The sequence below is a fragment of the Pantoea sp. Fr-CA_6 genome (genome assembly GCF_024520895.1).
GTDB lineage: Bacteria > Pseudomonadota > Gammaproteobacteria > Enterobacterales > Enterobacteriaceae > Pantoea > Pantoea agglomerans.
Window position 1 is genome coordinate 73,999 of sequence record NZ_JALNPO010000014.1, and the last position, 20,467, is coordinate 94,465.

At 53.0% G+C, this 20,467-nt stretch carries 21 protein-coding genes and 1 other annotated feature; of the genes, 14 read left to right on the forward strand and 7 right to left on the reverse strand.

Annotated elements, in window-relative coordinates:
- Positions 1–671 precede the first annotated feature (671 nt).
- The 4 genes from yqaB (at position 672) to luxS (ending at position 3,968) form a co-directional block, all read left to right on the forward strand.
- Positions 672–1,238, forward strand: a complete 567-nt coding sequence (gene yqaB / locus NR201_RS19760) for a fructose-1-phosphate/6-phosphogluconate phosphatase (protein WP_022623783.1) — start codon at positions 672–674, stop codon at positions 1,236–1,238.
- Positions 1,235–1,663 carry a YqaA family protein gene (locus tag NR201_RS19765; protein WP_010248498.1) on the forward strand — a complete coding sequence of 143 codons (429 nt, stop codon included), beginning with the start codon at positions 1,235–1,237 and terminating at the stop codon, positions 1,661–1,663. Before yqaB ends, NR201_RS19765 begins: the two co-directional genes overlap by 4 nt.
- A 31-nt stretch (positions 1,664–1,694) precedes the next feature.
- Positions 1,695–3,302: a glutamate--cysteine ligase gene (gshA, locus tag NR201_RS19770; protein ID WP_256850091.1), complete on the forward strand. Its 1,608-nt coding sequence runs from the start codon at positions 1,695–1,697 to the stop codon at positions 3,300–3,302.
- A 150-nt stretch (positions 3,303–3,452) separates the two neighbouring features.
- Positions 3,453–3,968, forward strand: a complete 516-nt coding sequence (gene luxS, locus NR201_RS19775) for an S-ribosylhomocysteine lyase (RefSeq protein WP_009086888.1) — start codon at positions 3,453–3,455, stop codon at positions 3,966–3,968.
- Positions 3,969–4,029: 61 nt separating this feature from the next.
- Here the strand turns inward: luxS and NR201_RS19780 are convergent, their stop codons facing one another.
- Together NR201_RS19780 and NR201_RS19785 are read right to left on the reverse strand one after the other, a co-directional pair.
- Positions 4,030–5,316, reverse strand: a complete 1,287-nt coding sequence (locus NR201_RS19780) for an HlyC/CorC family transporter (protein WP_022623780.1) — start codon at positions 5,314–5,316, stop codon at positions 4,030–4,032.
- Positions 5,317–5,331: 15 nt separating this feature from the next.
- Positions 5,332–6,132 carry an inner membrane protein YpjD gene (locus NR201_RS19785; protein WP_122889672.1) on the reverse strand — a complete coding sequence of 267 codons (801 nt, stop codon included), beginning with the start codon at positions 6,130–6,132 and terminating at the stop codon, positions 5,332–5,334.
- A gap of 166 nt (positions 6,133–6,298) precedes the next feature.
- On the opposite strand from NR201_RS19785, the gene ffh reads away from it, so the two are divergent.
- From ffh to rplS, 5 genes are all read left to right on the forward strand, one after another.
- The gene (ffh, locus tag NR201_RS19790) at positions 6,299–7,660 is read left to right on the forward strand and encodes a signal recognition particle protein (RefSeq protein WP_010248486.1); all 1,362 of its coding nucleotides are present in this window, start codon (positions 6,299–6,301) and stop codon (positions 7,658–7,660) included.
- A 142-nt stretch (positions 7,661–7,802) separates the two neighbouring features.
- Positions 7,803–8,051 (forward strand): 30S ribosomal protein S16, encoded by a 249-nt coding sequence (rpsP, locus tag NR201_RS19795; RefSeq protein WP_003849041.1) that lies wholly within the window; start codon positions 7,803–7,805, stop codon positions 8,049–8,051.
- Between the two features lie 18 nt (positions 8,052–8,069).
- The gene (rimM, locus tag NR201_RS19800) at positions 8,070–8,618 is read left to right on the forward strand and encodes a ribosome maturation factor RimM (RefSeq protein WP_256850092.1); all 549 of its coding nucleotides are present in this window, start codon (positions 8,070–8,072) and stop codon (positions 8,616–8,618) included.
- Positions 8,619–8,653: 35 nt separating this feature from the next.
- Complete coding sequence (gene trmD / locus NR201_RS19805) at positions 8,654–9,418, forward strand: tRNA (guanosine(37)-N1)-methyltransferase TrmD (RefSeq protein WP_010248477.1); 765 nt, start codon at positions 8,654–8,656, stop codon at positions 9,416–9,418.
- 44 nt (positions 9,419–9,462) lie between these two features.
- Positions 9,463–9,810, forward strand: a complete 348-nt coding sequence (gene rplS / locus NR201_RS19810) for a 50S ribosomal protein L19 (protein WP_003849035.1) — start codon at positions 9,463–9,465, stop codon at positions 9,808–9,810.
- Positions 9,811–9,906: 96 nt separating this feature from the next.
- On the opposite strand, the gene NR201_RS19815 is transcribed toward rplS, so the two are convergent.
- Positions 9,907–10,443, reverse strand: a complete 537-nt coding sequence (locus NR201_RS19815; protein ID WP_256850093.1) for a GNAT family N-acetyltransferase — start codon at positions 10,441–10,443, stop codon at positions 9,907–9,909.
- Positions 10,444–10,731: 288 nt separating this feature from the next.
- On the opposite strand from NR201_RS19815, the gene NR201_RS19820 reads away from it, so the two are divergent.
- Positions 10,732–11,811, forward strand: a complete 1,080-nt coding sequence (locus NR201_RS19820; protein WP_010672116.1) for a 3-deoxy-7-phosphoheptulonate synthase — start codon at positions 10,732–10,734, stop codon at positions 11,809–11,811.
- A gap of 5 nt (positions 11,812–11,816) precedes the next feature.
- Positions 11,817–12,938 carry a bifunctional chorismate mutase/prephenate dehydrogenase gene (gene tyrA, locus NR201_RS19825; protein WP_010248465.1) on the forward strand — a complete coding sequence of 374 codons (1,122 nt, stop codon included), beginning with the start codon at positions 11,817–11,819 and terminating at the stop codon, positions 12,936–12,938.
- A 56-nt stretch (positions 12,939–12,994) separates the two neighbouring features.
- Here the strand turns inward: tyrA and pheA are convergent, their stop codons facing one another.
- From pheA to bamD, 4 genes are all read right to left on the reverse strand, one after another.
- Positions 12,995–14,158 carry a bifunctional chorismate mutase/prephenate dehydratase gene (pheA, locus tag NR201_RS19830; RefSeq protein WP_256850094.1) on the reverse strand — a complete coding sequence of 388 codons (1,164 nt, stop codon included), beginning with the start codon at positions 14,156–14,158 and terminating at the stop codon, positions 12,995–12,997.
- 22 nt (positions 14,159–14,180) lie between these two features.
- Positions 14,181–14,305 (reverse strand) — a sequence feature (Phe leader region).
- On the reverse strand, positions 14,257–14,304 hold the full coding sequence (gene pheL / locus NR201_RS19835; protein WP_193555295.1) for a pheA operon leader peptide PheL: 48 nt from the start codon (positions 14,302–14,304) through the stop codon (positions 14,257–14,259). Its footprint overlaps the feature before it by 48 nt.
- Positions 14,306–14,406: 101 nt before the next feature.
- On the reverse strand, positions 14,407–14,742 hold the full coding sequence (raiA, locus tag NR201_RS19840) for a ribosome-associated translation inhibitor RaiA (RefSeq protein ID WP_003849030.1): 336 nt from the start codon (positions 14,740–14,742) through the stop codon (positions 14,407–14,409).
- Between the two features lie 281 nt (positions 14,743–15,023).
- A complete protein-coding gene (gene bamD, locus NR201_RS19845) occupies positions 15,024–15,755 on the reverse strand; it encodes an outer membrane protein assembly factor BamD (protein WP_010248444.1) in 732 nt (243 codons plus the stop codon).
- Between the two features lie 129 nt (positions 15,756–15,884).
- On the opposite strand from bamD, the gene rluD reads away from it, so the two are divergent.
- From rluD to clpB, 3 genes are all read left to right on the forward strand, one after another.
- Entirely contained in the window at positions 15,885–16,862 is a 978-nt protein-coding gene (gene rluD, locus NR201_RS19850) for a 23S rRNA pseudouridine(1911/1915/1917) synthase RluD (protein WP_010248442.1), read from the forward strand.
- A complete protein-coding gene (gene yfiH, locus NR201_RS19855; RefSeq protein WP_256850095.1) occupies positions 16,862–17,590 on the forward strand; it encodes a purine nucleoside phosphorylase YfiH in 729 nt (242 codons plus the stop codon). The genes rluD and yfiH overlap by 1 nt, the downstream gene beginning before the upstream one ends.
- Positions 17,591–17,703: 113 nt before the next feature.
- Positions 17,704–20,289 carry an ATP-dependent chaperone ClpB gene (gene clpB, locus NR201_RS19860; protein WP_029519628.1) on the forward strand — a complete coding sequence of 862 codons (2,586 nt, stop codon included), beginning with the start codon at positions 17,704–17,706 and terminating at the stop codon, positions 20,287–20,289.
- Positions 20,290–20,467 lie beyond the last annotated feature (178 nt).

The window sequence follows — 20,467 nt, forward strand, 5'->3', positions numbered from 1 at the left end:
CATCCATAGCTCAGCTGGATAGAGTACTCGGCTACGAACCGAGCGGTCGGAGGTTCGAATCCTCCTGGATGCACCATCTTCTCGAATGTTGGCAGTTCCTCAGTGTGACATGACGCAATAAGCGTTCCGGCCGCACGAAGGGGGATAACGTTGCATCAGCAACGGCCCGCAGGGCGAAGCGCAAGCTGAGTAATCCTCCTGGATGCACCATCTTCTTCTTTAGCCTCAAAATCCCTCAAAGTATCATGGCGCGATGATCGCTAAGACCTCACTAAACACGATAGCGTTACTTCCGTAACCGCCCGTACAGCAAACGCTGAGTGAGTATCCTGAAAACCTCTGCAGTTTCCCTCTGGCTTCACACGCACTCTTTTCCTGTTTAATCTGCCCCATTGATTCATCATCCTGACTTAAGCGATCCGAAACGCCTGTTTCCCGCATCAACGCCTTCTGTTTTGCTGCCCATGCCCGTCCGCCGCCGCTTGTCTGCCAGAAGAATGTTAAAAAAACGCTGGAATTTCGTACGTTTATCGCTGGTCGTGCACGATCACCTTTATCTGAAAACAAAAATTGTTAATGCTTTCAAAGCATTTGCTGTTCATCCCCCCTGGCGACAACCTGTCCACATTAGGCTAAAGTAATGTCTCATTTGATGAATGTCCGGAGTGACAATGTACGATCAATATGACGCCCTGATTTTCGATATGGACGGCACGATTCTTGATACTGAGCCGACACATCGAAAAGCGTGGCGTCAGGTGCTCCAGCGTTATGGATTAACGCTGGATGAAGCACGTATTATCGACTTCAATGGCGCACCAACCTGGCGGCTGTCGCAGTTCATCATTGAATCCAATCAGTCGTCACTCGACCCTCATCTTCTTGCCGCAGAAAAAACCGCTGCCGTGAAAGCGATGCTGCTGGAAAACGTGAAGCCACTGCCTTTAATGGAGGTGGTGAAAGCGTATCACGGGCGTCGTCCGATGGCGGTCGGTACCGGAAGCGAACACAGCATGGCAGAGGCGTTACTGACGCAGCTGGGCGTACGTGAGCTCTTTTCGGCCGTCGTCGGTGCTGACGACGTACAGCGTCATAAACCTGAGCCAGAAACCTTCTTACGCTGCGCTGAGCTGATGGGTGTGACGCCGGCACGTTGTGTGGTGTTTGAGGATGCGGACTTTGGTATTCAGGCAGCGAAGGCGGCAGGTATGGCTGTGGTGGATGTCCGCTTACTGTGAGTGACGTTCTTACCTATGCCTCGATGTTCGGCAGCAGCTTTTTAAGTGCAACGCTCCTGCCGGGAAGTTCTGAAGCACTGCTGATAGCACTATTGATAGCAAAAAAGACATCAGTTTACGGGTTGCTTTTGGCCGCATCACTGGGAAACACCTTGGGCGGCTTAACCAACATTCTTATTGGTCGCTTGCTGCCGTTAAAACGTCAGGGGCGATGGCATGACACAGCAATGACGTGGTTGCACCGACTGGGACCTGCAGCACTGTTATTCAGCTGGCTGCCAGTGATAGGTGATCTGCTCTGCGTTCTGGCAGGCTGGTTACGTTTCGCCTGGCTACCCGCGATGCTGTTTCTCGCTGTCGGCAAAACACTGCGTTATATCGTTATCGCGACTGCCACATTACAGGGTATGCAATGGTGGCATTGATTCGCACAGATTCGAGGCTACGGTTAACATTATGCTGAACAAAAATAAATTATTATCACAGCGGGGGGGTAATGTGATCCCGGACGTATCTAAAGCGCTCTCCTGGCTGGAAGCGCATCCCAATGCCCTTAAAGGTATTGGCCGTGGCATCGAGCGTGAAACGCTGCGTGTACAGGCAAATGGCGAGCTGGCAAAAAGCGGTCACCCGGAATCTCTGGGGGCGGCGCTGAAACATGACTGGATCACCACTGACTTTGCCGAAACGTTGCTGGAATTTATTACGCCAGTGGATCACAGCATTGATCATATGCTGGCATTCCTGCGCGATATCCATCGTCACGTTGCCCGTGAACTGGGTGATGAACGCATGTGGCCATTTAGTATGCCGTGCGTGATTGACGATGCGGACAATATTGAGCTGGCGCAATATGGCACGTCCAATATTGGTCAGATGAAGACGCTCTACCGCGAAGGGCTGAAAAACCGCTACGGCGCGTTGATGCAGACCATCTCCGGCATTCACTATAACTTCTCACTGCCACTCTCATTCTGGCAGGAGTGGGCTGACGTGAAAGATAAGGAAAGCGGAAAAGAGACCATCTCGGCGGGCTATCTGCGGCTGATCCGCAACTATTATCGCTTCGGCTGGGTGATCCCCTATCTGTTTGGCGCATCGCCTGCTATCAGCTCCAGCTTCCTGCAGGGCCGTGAGAGCGCGCTGCCGTTTGAAACCAACGACAAAGATACGATGTGGCTGCCGTACGCCACCTCACTGCGTCTGAGCGATTTAGGCTATACCAATAAATCGCAGAGCTCTCTGGGCATCACGTTTAACTCACTGGAAGGCTATGTCACTGCGCTGAAGAAAGCGATCAAGACACCGTCAGAAGAGTATGCAGCGATGGGCACTAAAGATGCCGACGGTAACTGGCTGCAGCTCAACACCAACGTGCTGCAGATTGAAAACGAGCTCTATGCGCCAATCCGGCCTAAGCGTGTGACACGCTCGGGTGAAGCGCCCTCTGATGCGCTGCTGCGTGGTGGTATTGAGTACATTGAAGTGCGTTCGCTGGATATCAATCCGTTCTCTGCAATCGGCGTAGATGAGAATCAGGTTCGCTTCCTCGACCTGTTCCTGATCTGGTGTACCCTGGCCGATGCGCCGGAAATGAGTGCAGATGAGTTGCAATGCACCCGTATAAACTGGAACCGGGTTGTGCTGGAAGGGCGTAAACCGGACCAGAAAATTGCCGTAGGCTGCGGAGAAGCGGAACATTCGCTGGTTGAAGTGGGCAAAACCCTGTTTGCCGATCTGCGTCGGGTTGCTGAAGTGTTAGACAGTCATAATCAGGACAGCACGGAATATCAGCAGGTTTGCGATCAACTGGTAGCATCGTTCGACGATCCTGAGCTAACCTACTCGGCGCGCATCCTTCAGGCAATGAAGGACAATGGTGTAACCGGAACCGGCGTGGCGCTGGCTGAACAGTATCGCCATCTGCTCTGCGAAGAGCCGCTGGAAGTGCTAACAGAAGAAGATTTCACGCGTCAGGCGCAGGCGTCTGTTGCTGCACAGCAGCAGCTGGAAGCAAATGATAAGCTGGATTTTGAAGCGTATCTGGCGAGCCGGGAAGGGTAGAAAAGAAAAAGGCCACATCAATGTGGCCAAATTAACATCTCTGTTGTCAGGGATGATGATAACAAATGCGCGTCTTTCATATATTCAGACGTTGGGCGAACAGAAAAGTTTCATCGTTTTAAAAAAAATTCTCAGAACAGGAGGTGACGTATGCCACTACTGGACAGTTTTACCGTTGATCACACCATCATGGGCGCACCGGCAGTTCGCGTGGCGAAAACCATGAAGACTCCGCATGGCGATACGATTACCGTTTTTGACCTGCGTTTTTGCCGCCCGAACATTGATATCCTCACTGAGCGTGGCATTCATACGCTGGAGCATCTCTTTGCCGGATTCATGCGTGATCACCTGAATGGTGATGGTGTGGAAATCGTCGATATCTCGCCAATGGGTTGCCGCACCGGCTTCTACATGAGCCTGATTGGTACACCAGACGAGCAGCGCGTTGCCAAAGCGTGGAAAGGGGCGATGGAAGATGTTCTGAAAGTGAAAGATCAGAACCAGATCCCTGAGCTGAATGAATACCAGTGCGGCAGCTACAAGCTGCACTCACTGGATGAAGCGCAGCAGATCGCCCGCAATGTGCTGGCGCATGAGATCGGCGTTAACCGCAACGAAGATCTGAAACTGCCTGCTGAAAAGCTGAAAGAACTGCACATCTAGTCAGGGCTTTGCTGCTAAAAAAAACGCCGCATCATGTCGATTGCGGCGTTTTTTTATCGCTTCAGGACCCTACCGATTTTTTCAGTGGCGTCTTCGGCGTGATGCGCACTTGTTTAATCATGTTGTCCTGCACGTCCAGAATATCGACGTTGTAGTGGCCGATCTGAACACGGGTGGCGATGGCAGGGATCTCTTCCAGCGCTTCCAGCAGCATGCCGTTGATGGTGCGCGCTTCCTGCTCTGGCAGCTGCCAGTTAAACGCCTTGTTAATTTCACGCACACTGGCGCTGCCTTCAATCAGCACGGACCCATCATTCTGCGGCATCACTTCTTCTGCCAGTGACGGTGACATGGAGGTGGTGAAGTCACCCACGATCTCCTCCAGAATGTCCTCTATCGTCACCAGCCCTTTGATGTCGCCATACTCATCCACCACCACGCCCGCTTTCTCTTTGTTGCGCTGGAACTTCACCAGTTGGGTGTTCAGCGGTGTCCCTTCCGGGATGTAGTAGATCTCATCGGCGGCACGCAGCAGCGTCTCTTTGGTGAACTCTTTTTTCTCCGTCATCATGCGCCAGGCTTCGCGCACCCGCAGCATGCCGACGCAGTCATCCAGTGAGTCCCGGAACAGCACAATGCGGCCGTGTGGCGAGTGGCTCAACTGGCGCACCACCGACTTCCAGTCATCGTTGATATTAATGCCGACGATCTCGTTACGCGGAACCATGATGTCATCAACGCTGACTTTCTCCAGGTCGAGCACGGAGAGCAGCATGTCCTGATTACGGCGTGACATCAGGCTACGTGACTCATAGACGATGGTACGCAACTCCTCTTTGCTCAGCGCGGAGTTAATGGCACCGTCAGCGCGGATACCCGCCATCCTCATCAGCAGACGCGTAATGGTGTTCAGTAGCCAGACCAGCGGCAGCATGATGTATTGCAGCGGGACCAGCAGCAGGCTGCTGGGAAAGGCGACGCGTTCGGGATAGAGGGCCGCCACTGTTTTTGGCAGCACTTCAGCAAATACCAGCACCACAAAGGTCAGGATACCGGTTGCGATCGCGACCCCTTCGTCACCGTGAATACGCATGCCAACAATGGTGGCAAGTGCGGAAGCCAGAATATTCACCAGGTTATTGCCGATTAATACCAGGCTGAGCAACCGGTCGGGGCGACGCAGTAACTTCTCCACCCGGCGTGCGGGGCGACTGCCGTTTTTAGCCTGATGGCGCAGCTTATAGCGGTTAAGCGTCATCATTCCGGTTTCCGACCCGGCAAACCAGGCGGAAACCAGTACCATGACGCAGAGAATAATAATCAGCGTGGTGGTTGAAACATTCTCCAACGCAGAACTTCCTTTTTAACGAGAGGTGGGGACAAGCAGATGCTGCAGGATGCGACTGCCGAAGTAAGCCATGGTTAACAGCATCGCACCGCTGCAGTTAAACCAGACGACGCGGCGACCACGCCAGCCTTCATGATAGTGCCCCCAGAGCAAAACGATATAAACAAACCACGCGATGATGGAGAGCACGGCTTTATCGACGTTTTCTGCGCTGAAGAGATCCTGCATATAAAACAGACCGGTGCAGAGCACCAGCGTCAACAGCACGACGCCCACCTGGGTGATGTGAAACATCTTACGTTCAATGGTCAGCAGCGGCGGCATATCCTGTGTGAACGCCAGGCGCTTGTTTTTTAACTGGTAATCGATCCACGCCAGCTGCAGTGCATAGAGCGCGGCAATAATCAGCGTCGCGTAGGCGAACAGCGACAGGCCGATATGGATCATCATGCCTGGCGTGGTTTCCAGATGGGTGATAAACGCATTGGGCACAAAAGTGGCGAAGGCCAGATTGATCAGCGCGAAGCTGTAAACAATCGGCAGCAGCAGCCAGCCACGGTTGCGTGACGCCACAATGGTCATGATGGCGCAAATCAACAGGCTGACCAGCGAGCCTATGTTGAGCAGGCTTAAATTCTGTCCGCTATCAACAGCAAATATGCGTTGCTGCAAGGCCACCGCGTGTGTCACCAGCGCCACACAGGCAGAGAGCATCGCCATTCGCCGCCAGCCGCCGTTACGTTTCAACAGGCTGGGAATGATCAGGGCAAGACTTAAGGAGTAGGCGAATAGCGCCACTATCGCGAAAACGAACATAGATCCTTTCAGGTTCAGTCAGATAAGGAAAAAGGCAGTATAGCGCCAGCCGAAGCAGGCTCCAAACGATCTGAGGGGCAATTGCAGAGATCGCTGAGGCTTCGTGTTATAATCCGCCGCATTCTGCCGATCAGGCGCCTCGCGATCTTTTTTTTAGTGAGAGACCATGTTTGATAATTTAACCGATCGTTTGTCGCAAACCCTGCGAAACATCAGCGGCCGCGGAAGGCTGACTGAAGAGAACATCAAAGAGACCCTGCGTGAAGTGCGCATGGCACTGCTTGAGGCTGACGTTGCGCTGCCGGTGGTGCGTGACTTCATCAACCGTGTGAAAGAGAGCGCGGTCGGCCATGATGTGAATAAAAGCCTGACTCCGGGTCAGGAGTTTATCAAAATCGTTCGTAACGAGCTGGTTACGGCGATGGGTGCAGAGAACAATGCACTCGACCTGGCTGCTCAGCCGCCAGCCGTGGTGCTGATGGCGGGTCTGCAGGGTGCCGGTAAAACGACCAGCGTCGCTAAGCTGGGTAAGTTCCTGCGTGAGAAGCACAAAAAGAAAGTCTTAGTGGTTTCTGCCGACGTCTATCGTCCGGCGGCAATCAAACAGCTGGAAACGCTGGCACAGCAGGTGGGCGTGGATTTCTGCCCATCCGATCTCAGCCAGAAGCCGGTCGATATCGTTAACAATGCGCTGCGTGAAGCTCGCCTGAAGTTCTACGATGTACTGCTGGTGGATACCGCCGGTCGTCTGCACGTTGACGAAGCGATGATGGACGAAATCAAACAGGTTCATGCCGCGATCAATCCGGTAGAAACGCTGTTTGTGGTCGATGCCATGACCGGTCAGGATGCGGCAAACACGGCTAAAGCTTTTAATGAAGCGCTACCGCTGACCGGTGTTATCCTGACCAAAGTCGATGGTGATGCACGAGGCGGTGCGGCGCTGTCGATTCGTCATATCACCGGTAAGCCGATTAAATTTATGGGTGTCGGTGAAAAAACCGATGCACTTGAGCCGTTCTATCCGGAGCGTATTGCTTCGCGTATCCTCGGCATGGGTGACGTGCTGTCACTGATCGAAGATATCGAAAGCAAGGTTGACCGCGATCAGGCTGAGAAACTGGCTAAGAAGCTGAAAACCGGCGACGGTTTTGATCTCAACGATTTCCTTGAGCAGCTGAAGCAGATGCGCAACATGGGCGGCATGGCCAGCCTGATGGGCAAACTGCCCGGTATGGGACAGTTGCCTGACAATGTGAAGTCACAGATGGATGACAAAGTGCTGGTGCGCATGGAAGCGATCATCAACTCGATGACACGCAAAGAGCGTGAGAAACCAGAGATCATCAAAGGCTCACGCAAGCGCCGCATTGCGACCGGCTCCGGTATGCAGGTGCAGGACGTTAACCGCTTATTGAAGCAGTTTGACGATATGCAGCGTATGATGAAGAAAATGAAGAAGGGCGGTATGGCGAAAATGATGCGCGGCATGAAGGGTATGATGCCGCCAGGTTTTCCTGGCCGCTAAAGCGTTCCACAAAAAAGCCCGAAATGGCACGGTTTAGGTTGCTTTTTTCGCCAAAATGAGTAAAATTTTCGGGCTTTTTATACAGCACCCGGACCCCGTTCCTCGATGGGGGCCGGGTGTTTTATTAACTGAAGAGGATGTTATGGTAACAATTCGTTTGGCACGTCACGGCGCTAAAAAGCGTCCGTTCTATCAGGTCGTCGTCACTGACAGCCGCAATGCACGCAACGGTCGTTTTATCGAGCGCGTTGGTTTCTTCAACCCGATCGCATCTGGTCAGGCTGAAGGTCTGCGTCTTGATCTGGATCGTATCGAGCACTGGGTTGGCCAGGGCGCAACGCTTTCTGATCGCGTTAACGCGCTGGTCAAAGAAGCTAAGAAAGCAGCTTAATCTGTCACGGTGGTGAGCATGAGCAGACAAATTGCCGCACAGCCTCCTGTTAACCCGATTGTATTGGGTAAGATGGGAGCCGCCTACGGTATTCGCGGCTGGCTCAAAGTGTTTTCCTCCACTGAAGACGCTGAAAGCATCTTCAACTACCAACCCTGGTTCATCCAGCGCGCCGGTAAATGGCAGCAGGTCGAACTGGAAGGTTGGAAGCACCACAATCAGGACCTGATCATCAAAGTCAAAGGCATTGAAGATCGGGATGCGGCGGCTCAGTTAACCAATTGCGAAATTCAGGTTGACTCGACGCAGTTGCCATCGCTGGAAGAGGGCGACTACTACTGGAAAGACCTTATGGGCTGCCAGGTAGTTAACCTTGAAGGCTACGAGATGGGTAAAGTCATCGATATGATGGAAACCGGCTCGAACGACGTTCTCGTCGTTAAGGCAAACCTGAAGGATGCATTCGGTGCTCAGGAGCGGTTAATTCCGTTTCTTGATGAACAGGTTATCAGGAAAGTCGATCTCTCTACTGGCATCATTGAGGTAGATTGGGATCCTGGTTTTTGATCTCCGAATCGAACGGTAACGTAACGGCGAATACAATGTGGATTGGTGTTATTAGCCTGTTTCCAGAAATGTTTCGCGCTATTACCGATTACGGGGTAACTGGCCGGGCTGTAAAAAACGGTCTGCTCAGCATTCAGAGCTGGAGTCCTCGTGACTTCACGCACGACCGGCACCGTACCGTGGATGATCGTCCTTACGGCGGCGGACCGGGAATGCTGATGATGGTACAACCCTTACGGGATGCCATCTCCGCAGCGAAAGCAGCGGCAGGTGATGGGGCCAGGGTGATATATCTTTCACCTCAGGGTCGCAAACTGGACCAACAGGGCGTTTGCGAACTGGCGGCACGGGACAAGTTAATTCTGGTCTGTGGCCGTTATGAAGGGATTGATGAGCGCGTAATCCAGACCGAAATTGATGAAGAATGGTCAATCGGTGATTACGTTCTCAGCGGCGGGGAACTGCCAGCGATGACGATGATTGACGCAGTCGCCCGGTTTATTCCTGGCGTGCTCGGCAAGCAGGCGTCAGCCGATGAGGATTCGTTCTCGGAAGGTTTGCTGGATTGTCCGCACTATACCCGACCTGAAGTGTTAGACGGCGTGGAGGTCCCGGCAGTATTACTGTCAGGCAACCATGCTGATATCCGCCGCTGGCGTCTGAAGCAGTCGCTAGGCCGTACCTGGCTGAGAAGACCTGAACTTCTGGAAAACCTGGCTCTGACTGAAGAGCAAGCAAGGTTGCTGAATGAGTTCCAGCGGGAATCTCAGCAGCAACAAAACGATGATGTGGAAGAGTAAGCTCTTCCCCGACTATCAGTTTACCCAGGATATGAGATTTAATTATGAGCAACATTATCAAGCAAATTGAACAAGAGCAGATGAAACAGGACGTACCTTCCTTCCGCCCGGGTGATTCCGTGGAAGTGAAAGTATGGGTCGTTGAAGGTTCTAAAAAACGTCTGCAGGCATTCGAGGGCGTGGTTATCGCTATCCGTAACCGCGGTCTGCACTCTGCATTCACTGTTCGCAAAATTTCTAACGGCGAAGGCGTTGAGCGTGTATTCCAGACTCATTCACCTGTAATTGACAGCATCGCTGTTAAACGTCGTGGCGCTGTGCGTAAAGCCAAACTGTACTACCTGCGTGAGCGTACTGGTAAGTCTGCTCGTATTAAAGAGCGTCTTAACTAAGGTATCGCTAACGCGACATCTAAAAGTTAATAGCAAACAAGGGGTTGGCATCTGCCAGCCCCTTTTTTATGTCATTGCCAACCTTGCTGCCTGCAGTTAACCGTCGTCCGGCCGCTGAAAATGATAAATCGCGGTATTAACCGGCCCTTCCTCTAATACGATCAGGCCATAGCGACAGCCAATGAACTGACCACCGCACTTCTCAGCCACGCCCCGACTGGCCAGGTTATCCTCTGCTGCCAGAATCTCAATCATCCGGGTCTCTGGGCGTGAAAACCCCAGCGGCAGCAACGCGGCCACCGCGCGGCTGGCGATTCCCTGACGCTGTGCATCACTGCGAACCCAGTAGCCAATTGCGCTGGTGTCACCCGGATGACGGGCAAAGCGTATTCCTGCGCCCCCCAGCAGCTGGTCATGCTGATCAACGATGGCAAACTCTTCCGCTTCCTCTTTCATCCGTTGCCAGTGGGTAAAGCGGATCCAGCTTTCTGCTTCATGAGGCTGATAATCATGATGCGCCCAGACCATCCACGGGATAAGGCTATCCAGCGAGGCATTAACCGCAGTGGTAAACGCAGATATGTCGCTGAGCTCAAAAGGTCGCAGATAAATATTTTGTGGTGATGGGTACATAACTCTCTCAGCGCGAACAGAATGATTCTTTTATTCTGCCTGTGGGTAGAAGAAAGGCAACAACCTTAACTGTAAACTTATTTGTACAATTGCGTTTGGTTTTTTGTGGTTGAGCTTTTTATTATATGCATGATTTTATTGGTTATTTTAAGTATATTTCGCACCCTTCTTGATCCGTGGTAATAAAAGTGTACATATAATATTGCGCTATGTATTGTCTGTGATACAGTATTTGCATTCCTCAGTGAGGAGTCCATGACTGCCAATACGAGCCAAAGGATCGCCATCATGCAAAAAGACGCGCTGAACAATGTGCATATCGCCGGTGAACAGGTATTAATCACGCCTGAAGAGCTGAAAGCGAAGTTTCCACTGACCACTGAACAGCAGGATCAGGTCGCGGCGTCGCGCCAGACCATCTCTGACATTATTGCCGGCCGCGATCCGCGTCTGCTGGTAGTGTGCGGACCCTGCTCAATTCACGATACCGAAGTGGCACTGGACTATGCTCGTCGTCTGCAAACCCTTTCTGAACAGCTGAAAGATCAGCTCTTTATCGTGATGCGCGTCTATTTTGAAAAACCTCGTACCACCGTCGGCTGGAAAGGGCTAATCAACGATCCTTTCATGGATAACTCGTTTGATATGGAAGCGGGTCTGCACATTGCGCGCCAGCTGCTGGTGAACCTGGTTGAAATGGGTTTGCCTCTGGCCACTGAAGCGCTGGATCCCAATAGTCCGCAATATCTGGGCGACCTGTTCAGCTGGTCTGCCATTGGCGCCCGTACCACTGAATCGCAGACGCACCGTGAAATGGCCTCGGGCCTGTCGATGCCGGTAGGCTTTAAAAATGGCACCGATGGCAGTCTGGGAACGGCAATCAACGCCATGCGTGCAGCCGCAATGCCACACCGTTTTGTCGGGATTAATCAGGCCGGTCAGGTCTGCCTGCTGCAGACTCAGGGCAATCCGGATGGTCACGTGATCCTGCGTGGCGGCAAAGCGCCGAACTACGGTCCTGAAGATGTCGCGCAGTGTGAAAAAGAGATGCTCAAGGCGGGACTGCGTCCAGCCTTAATGATAGATTGCAGCCATGGTAATTCGAACAAAGACTACAGCCGTCAGCCTGGCGTAGCGGAATCCGCTATTGCGCAGATCAAAGATGGGAACCGTTCAATCATTGGTTTGATGCTGGAAAGCCATATCAATGAAGGTAACCAGTCTTCTGAGCAGCCACGCAGCGAAATGAAGTATGGCGTTTCCGTAACCGATGCATGCATCAACTGGGAAGTGACCGAAACGTTGCTGCGTGAAATGCATCAGGATCTGCAGGGAGTGCTGTCGGCGCGTCTGTCACAAGAGGTGTAAGAGCAATGGTGGCTGAACTGACCGCGTTACGCGATCAAATTGACAGTGTTGATAAAGCGCTGCTGGATCTGCTGGCTAAGCGACTGGAACTGGTGGCCGAAGTAGGTGAAGTGAAGAGCCGTTACGGCCTGCCTATCTATGTGCCTGAGCGTGAGGCGTCGATGCTGGCTTCGCGTCGCAAAGAGGCCGAAGCGCTCGGCGTACCACCGGATCTGATTGAGGATGTGCTGCGTCGCGTGATGCGGGAATCCTATACCAGCGAGAATGACAAAGGCTTTAAAACTCTCTGTCCTGAACTGCGCCCGGTGGTGATTGTCGGTGGTAAGGGCCAGATGGGCCGGCTGTTTGAAAAAATGCTCGGGCTATCAGGCTACACGGTTAAAACGCTGGATAAAGAGGACTGGCCTCAGGCTGAGACTCTGCTCAGCGATGCCGGAATGGTGATCATTAGCGTGCCGATTCACCTGACAGAGCAGGTAATTGCCCAACTGCCACCACTGCCGGAAGATTGTATTCTGGTCGATCTGGCGTCGGTCAAAAACCGGCCTCTGCAGGCAATGCTGGCTGCCCATAACGGGCCTGTGCTGGGTCTGCATCCGATGTTTGGCCCGGACAGCGGCAGCCTGGCAAAACAGGTGGTGGTCTGGTGTGATGGACGACAACCGGAAGCGTATCAGTGGTTCCTGGAGCAGATTCAGGTCTGGGGGGCGCGTCTGCATCGTATCAGCGCTGTTGAGCATGACCAGAACATGGCATTCATTCAGGCGCTGCGTCACTTTGCTACCTTCGCTTATGGTCTGCATTTAGCCGAAGAGAACGTCAATCTGGATCAGCTGCTGGCGCTCTCGTCGCCCATTTACCGGCTTGAACTGGCGATGGTGGGGCGGTTGTTCGCTCAGGATCCGCAACTCTATGCGGATATCATCATGTCTTCAGAGAGTAATCTGGCGCTGATAAAACGCTATTACCAGCGGTTTGGCGAAGCGATTGCGCTGCTGGAGCAGGGCGACAAGCAGGCGTTTATCGCCAGCTTTAACCGGGTTGAACAGTGGTTTGGCGATCACGCAAAACGCTTCCTGGTCGAAAGCCGAAGCCTGTTGCGATCGGCCAATGACAGCCGCCCATAAATGACAGCCATCCATCAATGAAAAAGGCATCCAGTTGGATGCCTTTTTTCTTCTTTTTATTCGCCAGGTTCAGCGGGCACCACATTTTCGCTGGGGTAACAGCCCAGTACCTTCAGAGAGCGGGTCATGGTCTGTAATTCCTGCAGCGCCTGCTGCATCCGCTCTGATTGCAGGTTGCCCTGCACATCAATGTAAAACATCTCTTCCCACGGATTACCATTAATCGGGCGGGACTCCAGCTTGCTCATAATCAGGTTGTGCTGACGCAGTACCAGCAGCGCGTCGACCAGCGCACCCGCCTGCTGGCCGGTTGCCATAATCAGCGTGGTTTTCGCTGGCACCTGGTCAGAAACCTCGATTGCTTTGCGGGCCAGCACGATAAAGCGGGTGTGATTCTGCTGCTGATTCGCCAGATTACGTTCCAGCACCTGCAGCTGATACAGTTCGCCGCCGGCCTCACTGCCCAGCGCCGCCACCTTAGGTGAGTTGAGCGCAGCCACTTTCTCCATCGCTGCCGCGGTACTCTCGGTGTATTCGATTTTCCAGTGCGGGAAACGATTAATAAACTGGCTGCACTGCTGGAACGGTTGAGGATGGCTGTAAACCGTCTCAATCTGCTGAAGATCGGTGGGGCCATTCACCAGCACGCAGTGGTCGATAGGCAATGTCAGCTCGCCCACGATTGAGAGGCTTGTCTGTTGCAGCAGATCGTAGACATCGTTGATCGAGCCTGAACTGGTATTCTCAATCGGCATCACGGCGTAATCAGCTACGCCATTTTCGACCTGTTTGATGATGTCGTGAAACTTCAGGCAGCCACACTCCACCATGCTATCGAAATGGCGCGACGCGTAGTTGCGTGCTGCAAGATGCGAGTAAGAGCCTTTCGGGCCCAGGAAGGCGATACGGGCGGCATGCGCATGGGGATGGTTGAGGTTTTTTTGCAGCAGCGCTTGCTGAGTCAGCACGGAATCTTCAATTACCAGCTGGAACATACGGGTGATGTAGTGCGCATCCAGGTTGTGTGCCTTACCCAGTACGATGAGATTCTCCAGTAGCGCGCGTTCGCGCTCCACATCCCGAATCGGGCGATGCGTCGCCAGTTTCGCTTGTGCAACTTCCACTGCCAGCAAACGACGCTCGGCCAGCAGCGTCAGAAGTTTTTTATCCACGGCGCTGATTTTATCGCGTAGCGCCAGCAATGGATTATCGGGATTCATAGGGCTCACCTGTATGCTATCCAAAAAAAAAGCCTCCCGGTTGGGAGGCTTCGGTGTTCGTCTTCGCTTTCATTTTCACACGACGAATGGCCTCCCGTTCAGGGGAAGGTAAAAAAGAAAGCGAAGAAAAACAGATCAGGTTTCATTGTTATGTCCGAAAAGAGAGTGACCTGAGAGTAACCGTACTGCTTAAAAGCTGTCAATAAAAAACGCGCCCGCAGGCGCGTTAAGAAACAGCGTTAAGAAAATCAGGACTCTTCGTCGGCGGGAATGATGTCTTTCACGCTGGCACTGGCGCGGCGTGCTTCAGACTTATGCTGAACTTTATTCAGCTGACGCTCGAGCTTGGCAATCAAATCGTTGATAGCGGTATACATATCATCGTGCTTGGCGCTGGCCACCAGAGTCCCGTTAGGTGTGTTAATAGTGGCGTCAGCCACGAATTCTTTGGGCTCTTTGGAAAGGACAATATGTGGATTAATCAGGTCGGTTTGCCATTTTTCGAGCTTGGCGAGACGGTCTTCAACATGGCTTCGGATTGCCGGAGTGATGTCCATTTGTTTACTGGTAATGTTCAGAATCATCGTTCTTACCTCTCTGTCATTTCCGTCTTGGTCTTCTCAGCATAGCGCGAAAAAGCGTTCAATGTGGGATTTCGATCACGAAAAAATGTCACTTTTTGTCAGTCACAACATTCTGTGAGAAAGGCAGAGAAACTGGCCGAAATGGCTTGAAGCGAAACGATTAACACGGCATGCTTGATGAGTTAGCTCGCTGAGAACAGATCCAAATCTGACTGTTCTGTGAGCAAAAAAAAGCAGCCCTGAGAGGCTGCTTTTTTTATGGCTGAAAATCCTTCGAACGATCAGCTTTTGTTAGCTGCAATGATTTTCGCCACTTTATCGGCTTCAGCGTTCAGCTGCAGATTGCGGTAAGCATTCTCCATCAGCGGCAGGGCATCGTGTGTTGCCTGCGTATCCGGATAATCGCGCATCATACCTTCGACACGGTTAACAACCGCGACATAAGCCTCACGCTTAGTATAGAATTGCGCCACTGACAGCTCATATTTAGCCAGACGGTCTTTCAGATAGACCAGGCGTTTCTGAGCATCAGCCGCATACTGGCTGTTCGGGTAACTCCGCAGCAGCTGGGAAAAGTCGCGGAAAGCATCACGAGCGTGCGTCGGATCGCGGTCAGAACGATCAATACCAAAGAAGCCCTGCAGCGCGGAGTCATCCAGCGCCATGTCCGTCAGACCTTTCATATAGATGACATAGTCAATGTTCGGATGCGTGGGGTTCAGACGCATAAAGCGAGCAATGGCAGCCTGCGCCAGGGGCAGATCGGCATTTTTATAGTACGCGTAGATTAAATCCAGCTGCACCTGCTGCGAATAAGGACCGAACGGATAACGATTATCCAGCGCTTCCAGTTGCTTAATCGCAGCTTTAAAGTTACCGTCCTGCAGCTTTTGCTGCGCTGTAGCATAGATTTCAGAAGGCGGGCTGTCCGGTACCGCGTCATTTGAGCCGGAACAACCAACAAGTGCCAGGCTCAGTGTGGCAGCAGCCACCAGATGTTTCATACGCGTCATGACGAAGTGATTATCCTCAAATGTTATGGCGGAAGCTGTCCGTATAGCTCCCGGTAATGACCAGGTACGATAGCACATTATATTAAACGGCATCGCCGTGAAAACCCAACGTTAACGAAGAAGCTGTATATGGCACAACAAGTTCAACTCACCGCAACGGTATCCGAATCACAACTCGGACAACGCTTAGATCAGACTTTGGCGGAATTGTTCCCTGATTATTCACGTTCTCGCATAAAAGAGTGGATCCTCGATCGTCGCGTTACTGTAAACGGCGTCATGGTCGATACACCCAAAGAAAAAGTGCTGGGCGGCGAGCTGGTCGCGATTGACGCTGAGATCGAGGAGGCGCAGCGCTGGGAACCGCAGAATCTGCCACTCGACATCGTTTATGAAGATGAAGACATTATTGTCATCAACAAACCACGCGACTTCGTGGTTCACCCTGGCGCCGGTAATCCGGATGGCACGGTGTTAAACGCCTTACTTCATCACTATCCGGCGATTATGGATGTGCCGCGCGCGGGCATCGTACACCGGCTGGATAAAGACACCACCGGCTTAATGGTGGTCGCGAAAACCGTTCCGGCTCAGACGCATCTGGTGGACTCGCTGCAGCGTCGCGAAATCACCCGTGAATATGAAGCGGTTGCGATTGGCAATATGACTGCGGGCGGCACCGTTGAGCAGCCTATCAGCCGTCACTCAACCAAACGCACCCACATGGCGGTACACCCAATGGGTAAACCGGCGGTCACGCATTACCGCATCATGGAGCACTTCCGGGCCCATACCCGTCTGCGCCTGCGTCTGGAAACCGGTCGTACTCACCAGATCCGTGTGCATATGTCTCACATCAGCCATCCGCTGGTGGGCGATCCGCTTTACGGTGGCCGTCCGCGTCCACCAAAAGGCGCGTCAGAGGCATTTATTACTACGCTGCGCGGTTTCGATCGTCAGGCACTGCACGCCACGATGTTGCGCCTCTATCACCCCATCAGCGGTATTGAAATGGAATTCCATGCTGCGCTTCCGCAGGACATGGTTGATTTAATCGCGGCGTTAAAAGCAGACACTGAAGAATTTAAAGACCAGTTGAATTGGTAATGAATCTGATGACTCCTCAATGGCCCGCTCCGTCACGCGTTCGGGCCTGCTCGACGCAGCGACAGGGCGGCATCAGCACATCGCCCTGGGATGCACTGAATCTCGGCGGGCATGTGGGAGATAATCCGGATGCGGTGGCGCGTAACCGGCAGTTGCTGTTGGAAGAGGCGGGTTTACCTGCCATGCCGCAGTGGCTGGATCAGGTTCATGGCACTGAGGTTGTGCGTCTGACTGCAGGGGAAAGTACGCCATTACGTGCTGATGCCTGTATTACCGATCAGCCCGGCGTCGTCTGTGCCATCATGACCGCTGACTGTCTTCCGGTCCTGTTCTGTTCGCAGGATGGGACGGAAGTGGCGGCGGCACATGCAGGCTGGCGCGGACTTTGTGGGGGTGTACTGGAAAATACGCTGGCGCAGTTTCGTTCGCCGCCTGATCAGATTCATGCCTGGCTTGGACCGGCAATCGGACCTGATGCGTTTGAGGTCGGCGAAGAAGTCCGTCAGGCCTTTATGGCTCAGGATCCCAGGGCTGTGCAGGCTTTCCGTCCATCAGGTGACCGCTTTTACGCCGACATCGGCCTGCTGGCGCAGATGCGACTACAGGCAGCGGGCGTGAATTCAATCAGCGCCAGCAGCCGTTGTACCTTTACGCAGCGCGACGATTTCTTCTCTTTCCGCCGCGATGGGATCACCGGGCGTATGGCAACTTTGATCTGGCTGTTATAACCTTACGCCATAAGACGGTCCAGTTAGCGTATTTTTTACTCAAATCTCAGGTCATTAACCTTGAAATTTTGAGGGATGACCTCATTTAATCTCCAGTAGCATTTTGACCTGTAATGGGAGGAATTATGCGTCTGGATCGTCTTACTAATAAATTTCAGCTGGCTCTCGCCGACGCGCAGTCCCTCGCTCTGGGACACGACAATCAATTCATCGAACCTCTGCATCTGATGAGCGCATTGCTCAAACAGGAAGGCGGATCGGTTTCACCTTTACTGACTTCGGCCGGTGTCGACGTTACGCCATTTCGCGCTCAGGTTGAGCAGGCTATTGATCGCCTGCCACAAGTTGAAGGCAGCGAAGGCGATGTACAACCCTCATCTGACCTCGTCCGGGTATTAAACCTGTGCGACAAGCTGGCGCAGAAGCGCAACGATAACTTTATTTCATCCGAATTATTTGTTCTGGCCGCGCTGGAATCGCGGGGCTCACTGGCCGATCTGCTCAAAGCAGCGGGCGCAACGCGCGAAAAAATCACCAGTGCGATTGAACAGATGCGGGGAGGAGACAACGTGAACGATCAGGGGGCTGAAGATCAGCGCCAGGCTTTAAAAAAATACACTATCGACCTGACCGAGCGGGCAGAGAAGGGCAAACTCGACCCGGTCATCGGTCGTGACGAAGAGATTCGCCGCACCATCCAGGTTCTGCAGCGCCGTACCAAAAACAACCCGGTACTGATTGGTGAACCTGGCGTGGGTAAAACCGCGATTGTCGAAGGGCTGGCGCAGCGCATCATCAATGGTGAAGTGCCTGAGGGTCTGAAAGGACGTCGGGTACTGGCGCTGGATATGGGGGCGCTGGTGGCCGGGGCGAAATATCGCGGTGAATTCGAAGAGCGTCTGAAAGGCGTTCTGAGTGACCTGTCGAAACAGGAAGGCAACGTCATTCTGTTTATTGACGAGCTGCACACCATGGTGGGAGCCGGTAAAGCGGACGGTGCGATGGACGCCGGCAATATGCTTAAACCTGCGCTGGCGCGTGGTGAACTGCACTGTGTGGGTGCCACTACGCTTGATGAGTATCGCCAGTACATTGAAAAAGATGCCGCGCTGGAGCGTCGTTTCCAGAAAGTCTTTGTGGCTGAGCCGAGTGTGGAAGATACCATCGCCATTCTGCGTGGTCTGAAAGAGCGTTATGAACTGCATCACCATGTGCAAATCACTGACCCGGCGATTGTCGCGGCGGCAACCCTGTCTCATCGTTATATTGCTGACCGGCAGCTGCCGGATAAAGCGATTGACCTGATCGATGAAGCAGCTTCCAGCATTCGTATGCAGATGGACTCGAAGCCGGAGTCACTGGATCGCCTTGAGCGCCGTATCATTCAGCTGAAGCTGGAGCAGCAGGCGCTGAAGAAAGAGGCGGACGATGCCAGTATCAAGCGTCTTGAAATGCTGGAAACCGAGCTCAACCAGAAAGAGCGCGAATACGCCGAGCTGGAAGATGAGTGGAAGACAGAGAAAGCCTCGCTGTCCGGCACGCAGAACATTAAAGCGGAACTTGAGCAGGCGCGTCTGAATTTAGAGCAGGCACGTCGCCAGGGTGACCTCGCTCAGATGTCAGAGCTGCAGTACGGTAAAATTCCGGCACTGGAAAAACAGTTAGCTGCAGCGACTCAGGCGGAAGGCAAGACCATGAAGTTACTGCGTAACCGGGTAACCGATGTTGAGATTGCCGATGTGCTGGCACGCTGGACCGGTATCCCGGTCGCACGAATGATGGAAGGTGAGCGCGATAAGTTACTGCGCATGGAGCAGGACTTACATGGCCGGGTCATCGGACAGGATGAAGCGGTTGAGGCGGTATCGAATGCTATTCGCCGTAGTCGCGCAGGCCTTTCTGATCCAAACCGGCCTATCGGTTCCTTCCTGTTCCTGGGGCCAACCGGGGTCGGTAAGACGGAGTTGTGTAAAGCGCTGGCTAACTTCCTGTTCGACAGTGACGATGCGATGGTTCGTATCGACATGTCTGAATTTATGGAAAAACACTCAGTATCACGGCTGGTGGGTGCACCTCCGGGTTATGTCGGCTATGAAGAGGGCGGTTATCTGACCGAAGCTGTGCGCCGTCGGCCTTATTCGGTCATCCTGCTGGATGAAGTAGAGAAAGCGCATCCTGATGTCTTTAACATTCTGCTGCAGGTGCTGGATGATGGGCGTCTGACGGATGGGCAGGGCCGCACGGTCGATTTCCGTAACAGCGTGGTGATTATGACCTCTAACCTGGGATCAGATTTAATCCAGGAGCGGTTCGGCAATCTCAGTTACCCGGAAATGAAAGATATCGTGATGGGTGTGGTCGGACAGCATTTCCGACCTGAGTTCGTCAACCGTATTGATGAGGTGGTGGTGTTCCATCCGCTGGCTGAGAAACATATTGCGTCCATTGCGCAGATTCAGCTGCAGCGGCTGTACAAACGTCTGGATGAACGGGGTTATCAGCTGCACATCTCTGATGATGCGATCAAACTGCTGGCGGAGAACGGATATGATCCGGTCTACGGTGCACGTCCGCTGAAACGTGCGATACAGCAGCAGATCGAGAACCCGCTGGCTCAGCAGATCCTTGCCGGTTCGCTGGTGCCAGGCAAAACCATCGAAATGGATGTGGAGAACAACATCATTACTGCACATCAGTAAGGGTGTGGAACGAAAAACGGGCCTCTGGCCCGTTTTTTTTGCCCTTTTAAGGGATTTTTGCTTATTTAATACTCCCTTTGAGTGCAAAATGAACGGTCAGTAAAAAAGTCTCAATTTGCACTTGCGCTATCTGAGCCGTTCCCTATAATGCGCCTCCACTGACACGGCAAACCGGAAA

Bases quoted from the DNA above. Each gene is read 5' to 3' on its own strand.
- NR201_RS19815 (WP_256850093.1), bottom strand. From the start codon at position 10,443: ATGTACCCATCACCACAAAATATTTATCTGCGACCTTTTGAGCTCAGC.
- ffh (WP_010248486.1), top strand. From the start codon at position 6,299: ATGTTTGATAATTTAACCGATCGTTTGTCGCAAACCCTGCGAAACATC.
- yqaB (WP_022623783.1), top strand. From the start codon at position 672: ATGTACGATCAATATGACGCCCTGATTTTCGATATGGACGGCACGATT.
- clpB (WP_029519628.1), top strand. From the start codon at position 17,704: ATGGGAGGAATTATGCGTCTGGATCGTCTTACTAATAAATTTCAGCTG.
- NR201_RS19785 (WP_122889672.1), bottom strand. From the start codon at position 6,132: ATGTTCGTTTTCGCGATAGTGGCGCTATTCGCCTACTCCTTAAGTCTT.
- pheA (WP_256850094.1), bottom strand. From the start codon at position 14,158: ATGAATCCCGATAATCCATTGCTGGCGCTACGCGATAAAATCAGCGCC.
- NR201_RS19820 (WP_010672116.1), top strand. From the start codon at position 10,732: ATGCAAAAAGACGCGCTGAACAATGTGCATATCGCCGGTGAACAGGTA.
- bamD (WP_010248444.1), bottom strand. From the start codon at position 15,755: ATGACGCGTATGAAACATCTGGTGGCTGCTGCCACACTGAGCCTGGCA.
- rpsP (WP_003849041.1), top strand. From the start codon at position 7,803: ATGGTAACAATTCGTTTGGCACGTCACGGCGCTAAAAAGCGTCCGTTC.
- rluD (WP_010248442.1), top strand. From the start codon at position 15,885: ATGGCACAACAAGTTCAACTCACCGCAACGGTATCCGAATCACAACTC.
- rplS (WP_003849035.1), top strand. From the start codon at position 9,463: ATGAGCAACATTATCAAGCAAATTGAACAAGAGCAGATGAAACAGGAC.
- yfiH (WP_256850095.1), top strand. From the start codon at position 16,862: ATGAATCTGATGACTCCTCAATGGCCCGCTCCGTCACGCGTTCGGGCC.
- rimM (WP_256850092.1), top strand. From the start codon at position 8,070: ATGAGCAGACAAATTGCCGCACAGCCTCCTGTTAACCCGATTGTATTG.
- gshA (WP_256850091.1), top strand. From the start codon at position 1,695: ATGCTGAACAAAAATAAATTATTATCACAGCGGGGGGGTAATGTGATC.
- luxS (WP_009086888.1), top strand. From the start codon at position 3,453: ATGCCACTACTGGACAGTTTTACCGTTGATCACACCATCATGGGCGCA.
- trmD (WP_010248477.1), top strand. From the start codon at position 8,654: ATGTGGATTGGTGTTATTAGCCTGTTTCCAGAAATGTTTCGCGCTATT.
- raiA (WP_003849030.1), bottom strand. From the start codon at position 14,742: ATGATTCTGAACATTACCAGTAAACAAATGGACATCACTCCGGCAATC.
- tyrA (WP_010248465.1), top strand. From the start codon at position 11,817: ATGGTGGCTGAACTGACCGCGTTACGCGATCAAATTGACAGTGTTGAT.